This window comes from Enterococcus sp. S53 (assembly GCF_016516865.1).
Taxonomy (GTDB): Bacteria; Bacillota; Bacilli; order Lactobacillales; family Enterococcaceae; genus Enterococcus_D; species Enterococcus_D innesii.
The window spans coordinates 43,992-58,300 of sequence record NZ_JACVUH010000006.1 but is presented as its reverse complement, the minus strand read 5'-3'; the positions used below and the strand labels follow the sequence as shown (position 1 = coordinate 58,300).

The following is a 14,309-nucleotide window of genomic DNA, read 5'->3' as shown; positions in this document are numbered from 1 at the left end:
AAATGGAAGAAAGAAAACAGCTTCGTTATCGTGCGAAGAAACAAAAAAGAGGGCTTCTTTACCGTAAAAGTGCGGCGGCAACCGCTGCACTTGTTAGTACGGTGAATATTTTGCCGATGAATGTTTTAGCAGATACACTTGAGTCAGCAGAAACCCAAAATGGTGTTCAAGTAGTTGAAACAGCAGAGTCAACCCAAGACACATCGACGCATGATTCAGTGAGCATTGTAGAAGATCAAGAAGTGAACGAGGGATCACCAGCAACGCAAGATAGTACCGATCCATCAGAAACTGAAAGTTCGGATGTAGTAGAAAGTCAAGACGTACCCGAAAATGAACCAGCAGATGATGCTTCCGAACAGAATGAAGCAGAAAGCGATCGTGACATTCCTGTTCTGTCAGAAGAAGAGCGGATCGCCATTGAAACGAAGGTCATGCCCAACTACAACAATCCAATGGCACGATCCAATAATCAGCAAGCATTTATTCAGCAAGTAGGACCAATGGCACAAGAAGTGGCGGGGGCAAATGACCTCTACGCTTCGGTCATGATTGCGCAAGCAATCTTAGAATCAGGTTGGGGGCAATCCACACTGACCACTCTTGCCAATAATATGTTTGGTATCAAGGGATCTTACAATGGACAGTTTGTAGAGATGCAAACCATGGAAGATGACGGGAATGGCAATCTCTATCCGATTATTGCGAAGTTTCGTAAATACCCCTCATTAAAAGAATCTTTTCAAGACAATGCGCACGTTTTGAGAACCACCTCATTTTCGCCAGGTGTTTTCTTCTACCATGGGGCATGGAAGTCTAATACGAATTCTTATCGTGACGCGACACAATGGCTGCAAGGACGTTATGCCACCGACACGGCTTATGCAAGTAAGCTAAACAACTTGATTGAAACGCACAATTTGACCCAGTACGATACATCAAGTGGTGGCGGTTCAAATGATAATAACAATAACAACAGTAACAACAATAACAATTCTGAACAGGCGATCAATAAGCAATTCAGAACAAATGCAGCACTCAATATCCGTTCGGATGCTTCCACCAGCGCCTCGATCGTGGGTTCATTGGCTGCCAATGCAACATTTGAAGCAGTAGCGCAAAAAAGCGGCACCAGTGTGAACGGCAATACGACGTGGTACCGAATTCAAGGACGTGGCTGGGTAAGTGCCGCTCACGTGACGGAGATCTCATCGAATACGGGTGGGGATGATAACAACAATAATGGTAACAATGATAATAACAATGATAATAACAATGATAACAGCAACGGCAACGGCAACAATAGTGCCGAACAAAGCATCAACAAAGAGTTTCGCACCACCGCTGCCTTGAACATCCGTTCCGACGCATCGACTAGCGCTTCTGTCGTCGGCTCCTTGGCAAGCAATGCAACATTTCGAGCAGTCGCTCAAAAGACGGGAACGAGTGTCAATGGCAACAATGTGTGGTATCGAATCCAAGGACGCGGCTGGGTGAGTGCTGCGTACGTAATAGAAGTCAACGCTGGAAGTAATAGCTCTGAACAAAGTATCAACAAAGAGTTCCGTACAACGGCAGCTCTGAACATTCGCTCCGATGCGTCTACCAGTGCAAGAATTGTCGGTTTATTGGTGAACAATTCCTCTTTTCGCGCAGTTGCGCAAAAGACCGGAACCAGTGTCAATGGCAACAATGTCTGGTATCGAATTGAAGGGCGTGGCTGGGTAAGTGCAGCGTACGTTCAAGAAACGAACGCTTCCTCATCAAACAGCACCACCTATACTGTACGTTCGGGAGACACTTTATGGGGGATTTCGCGACGCTACGGTGTGACTGTGAATCAGTTGATGCAATGGAATAACCTTTCTGGCTCATTGATTCTGGTAGGGCAACGTCTTGTAGTCCGTAGATAAAAAGAAAAAACATCTGTACCCATGTTTGTGGCGATTAGCCAAACTGGGTACAGATGTTTTGTTTATTCTTCTTTAAAGCTGTTCATGATCGCTGTTAATTCCTCTTTTGAAGAGTCGTATAAGCTTTCTAACGTCCACCCATACAACTGAACGTAATTATTTTCGGTTTCAAGTACATAATAAATATAGTGGATATTTAGCCCTTCAACTGTCGCTGGGAAATCAACGAAATAGGACTTTGTGTCAGGAATTGGTAAAAAGGTGGCAGTCGTATCGAAGCTTGTTGCCAAATTTTCTTGAACCAATCCGAGGTAAGTTTCTAAATCGGCAAAATCCTGTTTCGATTCAACGACTGCAGCTAAATATTTCGTTTCTAACGCATCGGACAACATGAAATCATTGTCAGGGTTCAATGAAGTGAAATCAGGTACCTCTTGCCAATTGCCAGGCAAATCGATGGTATAGTTTGTTCCACTCACGCCTGTGATGGTCTGTTCCGAACTTGGTAAAGCCGCTTCGCTAGAAGAGACCGTCGATTCTTGGGCGACTTCGGTTGACGATGTCATAGATAAGCTTGTAGCGCTTGCGTTTTCCGTACTTTCTGAAGCTGGTTTCTCCTCTTTTGGCGTGCAGCCAGCAAAAAGAAGTGTGAACCCCAATAAACTAAAAACAACACTTTTTTTCATTATTCTCACGTTCCCCTTTGTTTTTTATTTTCAAATAACCAACATTATTTAGTTAATCGTATAATAGGAAAGGAAATAACGCAATAAAATATTCTCAGTTATTGCATGAATCGAAAAAAATAAAGGGTTGCTAAATAGTAAATTTAAAAAAATAAAGCGGAAATAACGGACTGTTACCGCTTATTTTCACTTTTTTCTTAGATTGATGCAAAAGTTGATTATAAATACGGGGCGACTTTTGCTATGCTTTAGAAAAGAAAGGAAGCATTAAAAGAATAGTGAAGTTAAAAATTGTGTCGGTTATATCTATAAAATAATAGTGTGTTTTTTATGTACCTATTTGTTTTGAATAATTGTCAGAATTTTGTTGCGAAATACTATGGCTTCTTTCGATACAAAAAAGGCGACATCAGTGACAGTTGGATAGAGAAAGATAGCTTAAAGTGGCGAAGAAATAGAAGAAACATAGGATCAACGTTTAAAAATAATGGAACTAGGGGGAAGGAAATTGTTTTATCAATCAGTAAATGAGTATCTAGTAAAAATGAGAGAAGGATTATCTGCTGAAACCATTAAAGATGAAATGCCATCAGTCTATGCGTACTGGTTAGCACAGGAAGCAGAATTGAAAAAAATATTGAAAAACAAAGACATGGCTTTTTGGATGGATATCCAAAGAGTTCTCTTGATCGATGCAAAATTAGTATTACTTCGAAGTTACATCAATGACTACGATTTTCATGGATTTTCCGAAGATGAGATCATTGCCAATGTGGAACAAGATCATTTTACCTTTAACAAAGAACTGTGTGGCTATAGTTTGAAAGAACAAGTGCATCCATCAATTATTTTTGGTGATCAATAAGCAACGAAAAAAAGAACGTTCAAACGAGGAATAAGCTCCTGCACTGATTCAAAATAAGACCGATTGATTTGTGGTATGATTGTGATGACAAGTACGATTGCACAAATCATTGTGATAGTTTGAAAAGGAGCGGAGAAGTATGGTTCAATTTGAACGGATCATTTTATTGTTTTTCTTGTACTCATTTATCGGATGGCTTTGGGAAACCATTTATTGCTCACTAAAAGCCAAGCACTTTGTGTATCGGGGGTTCCTTATTGGTCCGATCACACCCATCTACGGCTTTGGTATTCTTGGCGTTGTCTATTTGTTACGGCCATTGCATGAGCAAGTGATTCCACTGTTCTTTGCGGCAGCGTTGTTGGTCACCGTGCTTGAATATGTGACAAGCTATTTACTTGAGCGGTTTTTTCATGCCTCATGGTGGGATTACAAAGAAGTACCACTGAATATCAATGGACGGGTGGCATTGCCGATTTCTCTTTTTTGGGGCGTGTGTTGTGTGCTGATTGTTCGATTTGTTCATCCACAAATGCTGGAGGTCGTGCAAACCTTGAGTGCTCGGGTCGGATTCTTATTGCCCGTTTTCTTATTAATGGTTCTCTCTTTTGATATGGGCTATACCCTTGCTAACTTGGTTGCCTTTCAGAAAGCGGTGCAACAGGTCAATCAAGCCTTTGAACAGCACAAAAAAGAATTGGCTGAAAATATTGAGCAATATAAAAACGATTGGCAAGGGCGCTTCGCAGCGTTTCCAGAAGAATGGCGCGTTTTAAAACAAAATCTACCGAGATTGAATTTCCATCAAAGAAGACTCTTAAAAAACTTTCAAAAGTTAGAAATCAATCAGATAAAAAGCAGTCAGGAATTGTCTCGATTTATTGAAGCCATTCGTAAGAAAAAATAGGTTTGTTACGGTTAGATTACAAATAATAAACCCTTATCAATGCTGATTCTTCCCACTTCTGACTAATTTCAGTCGGAAAAGACGATGAAAACACCCACTTTTACGATAATTTGTAATAAATTGTAAAGGTCCTGCAATAAAATTCTTCTTAAGAATTTGTATAATAGGATATGTTGGAAACCATAGTGAGAAGTGAGGGAATTTTTTGAAGGCAAAGAAACTACGAACAATCGTTGTCGCTGTCTTTGCGGCAGGAATCGTTTCTCCAATCTTTGCGCAGGCTGAGTCACTTGAATCATTGCAAGAGCAAGAAAGTGCCGTCATGCAGCAAAGTCAGGAAATCAGTACGGAAGTACAGATTGCATTGACTGATGTGAATGCGAAATACAGTGAGGTAGAAGAGCTAAAAGCTCAAATCGCTGAAAATGAAGAATCATTAGCAACAACCAAAGCAGAAATCAAAACTGCACAAGAAACAATTGAAAAGCGTGAAGCAGTCGTTGCGGAACGTATGAAAGACATCCAAGTCAATGGCGGGGCAACCAGAGACTGGACGGTACTGTTGGAATCATCCAACATCCAAGATTTTATCAATCGTGCCTATGCAATGACGATGTTACAAAACTTGGAAAAAGAAAAGATCGATTCATTGACAGCAGAAAAAGAAAAGCTGGAAGCTTTAGAAGAAAAAGCACAGTCAACACAGCAATCATTGAAAGAAAATCAAACCGCATTAGAATCAGAAGCCAAAACACTGGATTCAAAAATTGCGAATCTACAAGCCCAATTGAAAGAAAACGAAGCAACTTTGGCACAAATTGCTTCCAGCAAAGAAGCTGAAACAGCTCGCTTAGCTGCTGAAAAAGCAGCAGAAGAACGAGCAGCCAAAGAAGCGGCGGAACAAGCAGCGAAAGAAAAAGCTGAAAAAGAAGCAGCCCAGGCTGCCGAACGTTCAAGCGCTTCTGAATCCCAAGCGTCTGCTTCATCGAGCAGCAATACGACTGAAAGCAGCAGCTCATCATCGAGCAGCTCTTCAAGCAACAACAATAGCTCAACTAACAGCTCAAGCAATACAACTAACAACAGTAATAACAATAGCAACAACAGCAATACTAGTAGTGGTCGAACATTGATGATGGAATCAACTGCTTACTCGTATAAAGAAGCTGGCTCTAGTTTCTTTACAGCAAGTGGGACAGACTTACGTAAAAATCCAATGGCAGTTGCCGTTGATCCAAGCGTGATTCCGTTAGGCACCTTAGTCAATGTTGAAGGCTATGGCGTAGCATTAGCGCTTGATACTGGTGGCGCGATCAAAGGAAACATCATTGATGTTCACTTTGATAACGTCGCACAATGTATCCAATGGGGCCGTCGTCAAGTAAAAGTAACGATCCTCGATTAATCAATCAACTAGCAAGAAGCAGCTCACTGAATGAAGTGGCTGCTTCTTTTTTTACTTTTAATGTAGGAAGGCATAAGAAGAGAGCGTATCGCTGCGTCAGTGCTGACACGAACGATACCGCTCTGGATTTATTGTTAAACTGCTCACAAGCTCTTACGATCGTTTTCAGGAGCATTTTTTGAACAACCTGGTCAGAAGGAGAAGAACAGAGGGTGCACGATTATCGAGGATTGAAATTGGCATTCAATTTCTCTTCTAATGCTTCCCAATCGTGCTCATCGGGAAAGGTTTTGAATAGCAAATAATCAATGTCTTGGGCATATTCGGTAATATATTCCGTATAGTTGGTAACGATCAAATCAATTCGATTTTTTTCCAAATAGCCTGCAGACAATTCATTGGAGTCCGGAAAATAAAAGGTCCGAGAGCTGCGCAAATAACGAACAGATTTGCATTTTAATAATTGGCATAAATAAAAGGGGCCTTCGAATAAAAAAGCGATATTTTTCTTTGCTTGCCAGTACAAAGATTTAATAGAAGTAACATACATCGTAAGACTCGTTCCTAAGTGTTCCAGTGTGTTACTGTCCCAAATTTCTCTGGCTAATGGTTGCGTCAACAGATAGTTTTTAAATAGATGGTAATCATCCGTATATGCCTCTTCGACAAATTGAACGGTATCAGAAATCATATGATTTAATAAGGGGGATAATAATTGCTTGATTTTTGCTACCGTAAAAAAGGACTCCACTAAGAGCCGGTCACGAGCGCTATCTTGTGTATCCGGCAAACAATCTTTGACAAAGGCTGCCGCAAGCTGCTTGATTTCAGGCCAATGATTATACTCTCTGCAAAAGGTTTGTTCGATCGCTAAATTGCTGATTGAGCGACGGGTTTTCACTAGTAAGAACAAATAAAGGACTTCCTCATAGGGAAGTTCTTTTTGGTATTGTTCACTCATTGCCTCGTTGATTTCAGAAAATAGCCGAAAATCATTATACTGCTCGAATATTTTTTTTATTTGCTTAGGCAACTCGATACGTTGACCTGCACAATGGCGCTCAAAGGTGATATACAAGTAATAATTGAATTCACCAAATGAACAAGCATGTTGGTCGAGTTGATAACATCTTGAAAAAGCACTAGCAGTGATATTTTGGATGGCGATCGGCGGAAAGATCGTATGGGCAGTAATTTCTGATTCATAATAGAAATCATGGAAAAACTTGCGAATATTGATCTCCTCACCGAGAAAGCAAATAGGATTGGTTTGAATCTCCAAACGATAGAAAGAAAAAATAGGTTGTACTTTCCGCAAATAGCGAAGAACAGTGCTTTCTGATATATGGTATTTCTCGGCCCATTCTGATGAGCTATAAAGATCATTGTGGAAAATACTTTCGATGATATGGAACAAAATCTCATCGGCAATCAGCGCACGTTTTTTCGTTAAATACACAGCGGAATGTTTGATTGAAAAAATATACCCCTTGTGAGAAGAGTCGATCGATAAACAGTCGCCAAAATACTCTTTTAGATCCGTCACGTCCGTAACGATTGTTCGCGTGGTACTTCCTGAAATCTTTGCCAAACCTTGAGTCGAACATTGATAATTTTTCTCGAATGCCATCAAAATTTTCAGCCATCGAATCGTTGCAGTGTTGGTAATAAAATTAATTTGAAAATTTCTCAAGACGTGGCTCCTTTCATGAATAAAATCGCAAATCTTACTTATTCATCTTAATGAAGATAGGGAAGAAAAAACAAATCACGTATTTCATCGGTTGGTGAAATCTATACCTGTTCCTGTGCAAGATTTTGTGCATTTTCTATAAATCAACTGTCGTTCGGCATATATATAGGTAGAAACACGTTTTTTCAGCATCTCAAATAAAATAAATTGAAAATAAATAGCAAAAGAGGTGTCAAGGAAATAACTTTTTGGCGTAGAAATAAAAGTTGAATGATTAATTATGTTTCGGGGGAACCAATAGAAGATGAAAGGGGACGGAAGTGAAGAGGAAAGTCACTTTACGGAAGATAACTTATAATTTTTACAGGAACGATTGGTGTAAATAAATAGTAACCGCGAAGGAAACCCTAATTGCCCCAAGAAAATTATCCAGTTTTGCCCAACCGATTTATAATAACAACAAAAGCATTTAACTTTTCTTTCTGAAATTCTTATATTTTCTATTTATAATGAAAAGATGTTGAGAAAATGAATGAATATAATCACTCGAGGTTATTTTTCTATGATGTGACAACTCTCAAAGACGATGAGATTAACGATTATCACTGAATTATTTATTATTTAAAATGAGGGTTTAAAAAAACTGTCAAGTATGCTACACGTTATTTATGTATATTTAAAATAACTGATATTTGCCATTATATAAGTCTTTTGTTGATGAAAAATATACCTTTAAAAAGAAAAAACAGGAATTTCCTTTATTTAATGATACATTTCTCTTATAATAAACTAGAATTGCCTTTATTATGTGAGACGAAGGCAGAATGCTTAAACAAGCACAATTGAATTAGGGAGTGTGTTCATGGGAAAGCCGTTAGTAAAGACTTTGACTGTTTTAGCCGTTGGTATTGGCGCAGTTGCAATATGTTTCATTGGTTACCGACAAAATAACCAAAGGCAATATCAGCAACGAGTGGAATACGCACAGACAGCGATTGCCAGCGAAAAAGATCGCATCAATGAGTTGTCTAATGAAATTGCTGAATTTTACAGCAACGAAGATCAAACGTTTTTGAGAAAAGATCTTAAAGAAGAAGACGTTCTTAAAACAGTCGCAAAACTTTCTGCAGTAAAAGTATCAGCAGACGATTATGGGATCGATGATGATGCACTGCCAAGTGAGTCAGTGGAGATCCAACAAGAAAAAACCGCCCTTGATGATCAGCTAAAAGACATCGAGGCAAAATTAAAAGTACAAGCGGATACGGAAGCCTTATTTACTGAAGGCGTTTCAAATTGGCAAAGTGCTGAAAATGATGTCATCATTAGAGCCGATCTAAAAGAAACGGATGTTGGGAATGTCCGTGAAAATCTGAGTTTTTTTGAGGATAGTAAATGGAAAGAGTTAGTTGTTTCCTATTTAGAATATGCGGATACTCAATTGGACCGCATTGCAAAGTTACAAGAAACTTTTGATGAAATGCTTGATGGGGATGAGGTGACCAGTGAAGTCACCTTAGAAAAATATCTGAGTGCAGTCGACAATATTAGCAAAGTTCGCAATGAAGAATTGAAAGAGAAATACACCGAATTAGCAGATAAAGTCGCTACCCAAATGGGGTACACAGGATACAGCACGTATACCCTCCCCGCTTCAACAGAAAGTTATTCAGAGGATACATCCGCAGGAGAGGGCACCTGGACAGAGTAAAGTTCAGACGTTGTCTACTAATGGATACATGTATCAAAGAAAATAGAGATAACTGGAGGAAAGCAAATGTCAAAAGGAAAAAAAATCTTTTTAATTATTTTTTCAATCGTCGCAGTGTTAGTCATCGGATTGATCGGTGTCGCTGCCAAACTATATTTTGATGTGTCAAACTCAATTAACGAAACCTATCAATCAGTTGAGCGTGATCGAGAAGATCGCCTACGTGAAAATGATGTCGATCTATCCCAACAAGAGTCCTTCTCGGTTTTACTGATGGGGATCGATACTGGTGATTTAGGGAGAGTCGAACAAGGCCGTTCTGATACAATGATGGTTGCGACCATCAGCCCACAAGACAATCAGACGACGGTGGTGAGTATTGGACGAGATTCCTATGTCGATATCGTTGGACACGGGACGACAGATAAAATCAACCATGCCTATGCTTTTGGTGGACCAGCGATGGCAATGAACACTGTAGAAAAATTCTTGGATATTCCGATCGATCATTATATATCAATCAATATGGCTGGGTTAAAAGATTTAGTCGATGCAGTTGGCGGCATTGAAGTTGATAATGAGATCACCTTTTCGCAAGATGGCTTTGATTTTGCTATCGGACGAACGTCATTAAATGGCGAACAAGCCCTTGCCTATTCAAGAATGCGTTATGAAGATCCAAACGGAGATTATGGACGTCAAGAACGCCAACGGAAAATCGTGGAAGGAATCGTTAAGAAAGTCTTGAGTCTTGATGGAATCACCCAATATCAAACGATCTTAAATGCCGTTGAGCAAAACATGAAGACAGATATGAGTTTCGATGACATGCGAACCTTAGCATTTAACTATCGTAGTGCCTTTCAAACGATCAAACAAGATCAGTTGCAAGGGGAAGGATTCATGCAAGACGGCATCTCATATCAGCGTGTAAGTGATGAAGAACTAGCAAGAGTTCAAAAAGAGTTGAAAGCACAACTAAATCTAGAGAATGAATAGGAAAGTGGAGAAAAGATGGAAGAAACAATTAGCTTAAAAGAAATATTCGCAATTCTACGGAAACACTTAGCTGCTATTTTTATTTCAATGTTTGCTGGTTTAGCTTTAGCAGGGATATTCACCTTCTTTGTCATTACACCCAAATACAGTTCACAAGCCCAATTGATTGTGACATTGCCTCAATCAGAAACTACTAATGCCAACGATGTGAATACAAATTTGCAAATGATCAATACGTATAAGGATATGATCGTCAGTGATTTAGTTATGACACAAGTAAAGGATCGTCTGGAGTCTGAAAATAATCTGGACATGACTGTACAACAATTGAAAGACTCTATTTCAATCAATCAATCGCAAAACTCACAAATGTTTTCCATTCAGGCAACTAGTACAAATGCAGTGTCAGCGCAAAATATTGCTAACACGACCGCATTGGTCTTTCAAGAAAATGCTCAAGATGTTATGAATGTTGATAAAATCTCAATCATTTCAAGTGCGGTAGCTAGTACTACACCAGTTTCACCTAACAACAAATTAAACTTAGCCATTGGTCTAGTATTAGGCATCATGGTAGGTGTTGGCTTAGCCTTTTTATTGGAGCTGCTAGATCGAACTGTCAAAGATGATAAATTTGTAACTGAAACATTAGGCTTCACCGTATTAGGTACCGTTCCGCAGATGTCACCAAAAGAATTGGCTGCAACGATTCAGAAAAAACCAAGTGCACCATTTATTAAGAAACCGCAAGGCGACAAATCGGCAGAATCACGTCGCAGTCGTAGTCGGGTCTAGGAGGGAACAATGATGGCAAAAAAACAAGAACGTACTGGGACGCAGACACATGCAGTAAGTTTGATCACGCTAATTGATCCTTCTTCACCAATCTCAGAGCAATATCGTACGATCCGTACAAATATTCAATTTGCGTCTTCCGCAGATAAACAAATTAAGACCATTGTTGTTACTTCTTCTGGTCCAGGGGAAGGGAAATCGACAACTTCAGCCAATTTAGCAGTTGTTTTTGCTAAATCAGGACAACGGGTATTGTTGGTTGATGCCGATATGCGAAAGCCTACTGTATACAAAACATTCAGTCTAAACAATGCAAGTGGATTGAGTACAGTATTAAGTACCTCAACGAGCGTCCTTGAAGCAGCCCAAAAAACGGTGATTGATAATTTATCTGTCTTAACAAGTGGACCAAAACCACCAAATCCATCTGAGCTTCTTGGATCAGCCCGAATGAACCAAGTGATGGAAGAAGCGAAAAACCTTTACGACGTAGTTATTTTTGATATGCCACCTGTTGTAGCTGTGACCGATGCGCAAATTATGGCATCTAAAGCAGATGGGACGATTTTAGTGGTTCGAGAAAATGTTGCACGTAAAGAATCCTTAACGAAAGCAAGAGATCTTTTGAATATGGTTCAAGCAAGAATCATTGGTGTGGTTTATAACGGTGCTGAACACTCGAAAGATTCAGGTTACTACTATTATTATGGAAATTAATTAATTTGAAGGAGACGAGAGAAATGATTGATTTACATTGCCACATTTTACCCGGAATTGATGATGGTGCAGAAGACATCAATGCGAGCATCGCAATGGCTGAAAAAGCAATTAGCCAAGGAATTACGCATATCCTTTGTACCCCACATCATAACAATGGAAAATACCGCAATCCGAAGTCAGAGGTCATTTCTCTCGTTACTTCTTTACAAGAAGAATTGGATGCACGGAACTTGTCCTTGACAGTACTTGAGGGACAAGAGGTGAGAATAACAGGAGATTTAATTGAGGATATACAGAAAAATGACATCCTTTTTACAGATCTTGATGATACGTATATCTTGATAGAATTTCCTACGATTGAAGTACCTACGTATACAGAACAAATATTCTTCGATTTACTACAGCTGGGAAAGATTCCAGTCATTGTCCACCCCGAGCGGAATGCTCATTTTAGAAAAGACCCTAATAATCTCATCCCTTTTTTAGATATGGGCTGTTTAGCTCAGTTAACTGCGCCAAGTTATGTCGGCGTATTTGGAAAAGAGATCCAAAAAACAGCAAAAACAATGGTTGAACATAATCTTGTTCAGATGGTCGCTTCTGATGCCCATGGCGTCACAAAACGCACCTTTAATTTGAAAGAAGCTTATGAGCAAATTGGAGAAGATTTTGGTTTGCAGAAAATAACATTGATGAAACAAGTAGCAAAAGATTTGATAAACGGGGATCAAATCAGTTTTCCAAGTTATATAGAAGTGAAAAAAAAGAAATTCGGGTTATTTTAGGGGGAGACTGGGTTGTTTGATTTAACGAGAAGAAGAAAAATTGTGATTTTGATTTTAGTGGACTGTATGTTGATTGTTGGAGCAAATTTAGTTGCGGCTTTATTTATGAAACCATTTGTTTCAATTCCGCATGAATTTACGCAAGTATCTATTATTTTGTCTATTGGTTTTTACCTTATTTACGGATGGTTTTTCCGAGTATTTTCTCGTATCAATCGGTACACAAATTTAAAAGAAATGATTGCTATCTTTTTTGCACTATCGTTGAGTGCTCTATCTTGTAACGTTGTCATGTTCTTTGGTGAAGAAACGTATAGTATTAGACTTGTCACATTTACTTACTTTCTTTCCTTGTTTCTGATCATTGCTAGTAGATTGATTTGGCGAATATACATTGAAAGAAAAAATATGAAATTTACAAATACAACACCGGTTAAAAACACCATCATTGTAGGTGCTGGAGAGGGAGGCCGTATTCTCTATAATAGTTTTTTAGGATCTAAAACGGCAAGTGATATCAACGTTATAGGATTTGTTGATGATGACCCTAACAAACGAAATACGTATCTTTCAGGAAAAAAAGTTTTAGGATGCATCAGTGATTTGCCAGAATTGATTCAAAAGTATGAAATCAAGATGATTACAATTGCTATTCCCTCTTTATCAAGAAAGAAATTAAGAAATATATTCAAACTTATTGAGCCTTTACATGTCAAAGTCAATACAATGCCTTCAATGGAAGAAATTGCATCAGGTAAAATCAGCACTACACGTTTGAAAAAAATCGATGTTGTTGATTTGTTAGGGAGAGACGAAGTCAAATTGGATATCGACTCCATCAAAGATCAAATTACGGGGAAGACCATACTGGTTACTGGCGCTGGCGGATCAATCGGTTCCGAAATCTGTCGCCAAGTGATTCAGTTCAATCCTAAAAAACTTGTTTTGTTAGGACACGGAGAAAACTCGATTTATTTAATTGACCGTGAGTTGAAAATCAATTTTAAAGACAATATTACCGAAATCGTTCCTGTTATAGCCGATATACAAGATCGTGAAAAGATGTTTGAAATCATGAATGAAGTCAAACCGGATATCGTTTATCATGCGGCAGCTCATAAACACGTGCCGTTGATGGAATACAATCCTAAAGAGGCAGTCAAAAACAATATTTACGGAACCAAGAATACCGCTGAAGCTGCTAAAGCCGCGAAAGTGAAGAACTTCGTTATGGTCTCTACGGATAAAGCTAATAATCCACCAAACGTCATGGGAGCGACAAAACGCATCTCTGAGATGATTGTTACTGGCTTAAATGAAAAAGGTTGCACGAAATTTTCTGCTGTTCGTTTTGGCAATGTCTTAGGTTCAAGAGGTAGTGTGATTCCAGTATTCCGTGAACAAATAGCAAAAGGCGGACCAATCACAGTGACTGATTTTCGCATGACACGCTATTTCATGACGATTCCAGAAGCTAGCCGCTTGGTTATTCAGTCAGGTGCACTTGCTCAAGGTGGCGAGATCTTCATATTAGATATGGGCGAACCGGTGAAAATCGTTGATCTTGCGAAGAATATGATTCGTCTAAGTGGTTATAGCGAAGAAGAGATTGAGATTATTGAAACAGGGATTCGGCCTGGTGAAAAATTATACGAAGAATTATTACTAGATAAAGAACGGAATGATGAAGCAGTCTTTGAGAAAATTTTTGTTGGTAATATCAAAGGATATTCATTGGAAGAGGTACTTTATTTTGTAGAAGCACTTCCTAAAGAGAGTGCTACATTGGCTAATGAAATCGTGAAATTTGCAAATGCTTCAAACAAATAG

At 39.0% G+C, this 14,309-nt stretch carries 12 protein-coding genes; 10 read left to right on the top strand and 2 right to left on the bottom strand.

Features of this window, described 5'->3' with window-relative positions; genetic code table 11:
* Positions 1-2 precede the first annotated feature (2 nt).
* Positions 3-1,913, top strand: coding sequence for a glucosaminidase domain-containing protein (locus IAE45_RS09545; protein ID WP_200126263.1), 1,911 nt, complete (start codon positions 3-5; stop codon positions 1,911-1,913).
* A gap of 62 nt (positions 1,914-1,975) precedes the next feature.
* Here the strand turns inward: IAE45_RS09545 and IAE45_RS09540 are convergent, their stop codons facing one another.
* Positions 1,976-2,599 (bottom strand): hypothetical protein, encoded by a 624-nt coding sequence (locus IAE45_RS09540; protein ID WP_200126261.1) that lies wholly within the window; start codon positions 2,597-2,599, stop codon positions 1,976-1,978.
* 487 nt (positions 2,600-3,086) lie between these two features.
* On the opposite strand from IAE45_RS09540, the gene IAE45_RS09535 reads away from it, so the two are divergent.
* The 3 genes from IAE45_RS09535 (at position 3,087) to IAE45_RS09525 (ending at position 5,776) form a co-directional block, all read left to right on the top strand.
* Entirely contained in the window at positions 3,087-3,464 is a 378-nt protein-coding gene (locus tag IAE45_RS09535) for a DUF7006 family protein (RefSeq protein WP_016608130.1), read from the top strand.
* A 139-nt stretch (positions 3,465-3,603) separates the two neighbouring features.
* Positions 3,604-4,371 carry a putative ABC transporter permease gene (locus tag IAE45_RS09530; protein ID WP_121261807.1) on the top strand — a complete coding sequence of 256 codons (768 nt, stop codon included), beginning with the start codon at positions 3,604-3,606 and terminating at the stop codon, positions 4,369-4,371.
* Positions 4,372-4,576: 205 nt separating this feature from the next.
* On the top strand, positions 4,577-5,776 hold the full coding sequence (locus tag IAE45_RS09525) for a 3D domain-containing protein (RefSeq protein WP_200126259.1): 1,200 nt from the start codon (positions 4,577-4,579) through the stop codon (positions 5,774-5,776).
* A 220-nt stretch (positions 5,777-5,996) separates the two neighbouring features.
* Here IAE45_RS09525 and IAE45_RS09520 read toward each other — a convergent pair whose 3' ends face one another.
* Entirely contained in the window at positions 5,997-7,469 is a 1,473-nt protein-coding gene (locus IAE45_RS09520) for a helix-turn-helix domain-containing protein (protein ID WP_200126257.1), read from the bottom strand.
* A gap of 862 nt (positions 7,470-8,331) precedes the next feature.
* Here IAE45_RS09520 and IAE45_RS09515 point away from each other — a divergent pair.
* From IAE45_RS09515 to IAE45_RS09490, 6 genes are all read left to right on the top strand, one after another.
* Positions 8,332-9,180, top strand: coding sequence for a hypothetical protein (locus IAE45_RS09515; RefSeq protein WP_200126255.1), 849 nt, complete (start codon positions 8,332-8,334; stop codon positions 9,178-9,180).
* A 66-nt stretch (positions 9,181-9,246) separates the two neighbouring features.
* Positions 9,247-10,179 carry an LCP family glycopolymer transferase gene (locus IAE45_RS09510; protein ID WP_233619000.1) on the top strand — a complete coding sequence of 311 codons (933 nt, stop codon included), beginning with the start codon at positions 9,247-9,249 and terminating at the stop codon, positions 10,177-10,179.
* A 15-nt stretch (positions 10,180-10,194) separates the two neighbouring features.
* Positions 10,195-10,974 carry a YveK family protein gene (locus IAE45_RS09505; RefSeq protein WP_200126253.1) on the top strand — a complete coding sequence of 260 codons (780 nt, stop codon included), beginning with the start codon at positions 10,195-10,197 and terminating at the stop codon, positions 10,972-10,974.
* A gap of 9 nt (positions 10,975-10,983) precedes the next feature.
* Positions 10,984-11,691: a CpsD/CapB family tyrosine-protein kinase gene (locus IAE45_RS09500; protein ID WP_005234973.1), complete on the top strand. Its 708-nt coding sequence runs from the start codon at positions 10,984-10,986 to the stop codon at positions 11,689-11,691.
* 23 nt (positions 11,692-11,714) lie between these two features.
* Entirely contained in the window at positions 11,715-12,479 is a 765-nt protein-coding gene (locus IAE45_RS09495; RefSeq protein WP_200126250.1) for a tyrosine-protein phosphatase, read from the top strand.
* 12 nt (positions 12,480-12,491) lie between these two features.
* Positions 12,492-14,309 carry a polysaccharide biosynthesis protein gene (locus IAE45_RS09490; RefSeq protein ID WP_200126249.1) on the top strand — a complete coding sequence of 606 codons (1,818 nt, stop codon included), beginning with the start codon at positions 12,492-12,494 and terminating at the stop codon, positions 14,307-14,309.

Coding starts and splice junctions, on each gene's coding strand:
- IAE45_RS09545 (WP_200126263.1), top strand. CDS start 3: ATGGAAGAAAGAAAACAGCTTCGTTATCGTGCGAAGAAACAAAAAAGA.
- IAE45_RS09540 (WP_200126261.1), bottom strand. CDS start 2,599: ATGAAAAAAAGTGTTGTTTTTAGTTTATTGGGGTTCACACTTCTTTTT.
- IAE45_RS09535 (WP_016608130.1), top strand. CDS start 3,087: ATGGAACTAGGGGGAAGGAAATTGTTTTATCAATCAGTAAATGAGTAT.
- IAE45_RS09530 (WP_121261807.1), top strand. CDS start 3,604: ATGGTTCAATTTGAACGGATCATTTTATTGTTTTTCTTGTACTCATTT.
- IAE45_RS09515 (WP_200126255.1), top strand. CDS start 8,332: ATGGGAAAGCCGTTAGTAAAGACTTTGACTGTTTTAGCCGTTGGTATT.
- IAE45_RS09510 (WP_233619000.1), top strand. CDS start 9,247: ATGTCAAAAGGAAAAAAAATCTTTTTAATTATTTTTTCAATCGTCGCA.
- IAE45_RS09505 (WP_200126253.1), top strand. CDS start 10,195: ATGGAAGAAACAATTAGCTTAAAAGAAATATTCGCAATTCTACGGAAA.
- IAE45_RS09500 (WP_005234973.1), top strand. CDS start 10,984: ATGATGGCAAAAAAACAAGAACGTACTGGGACGCAGACACATGCAGTA.
- IAE45_RS09495 (WP_200126250.1), top strand. CDS start 11,715: ATGATTGATTTACATTGCCACATTTTACCCGGAATTGATGATGGTGCA.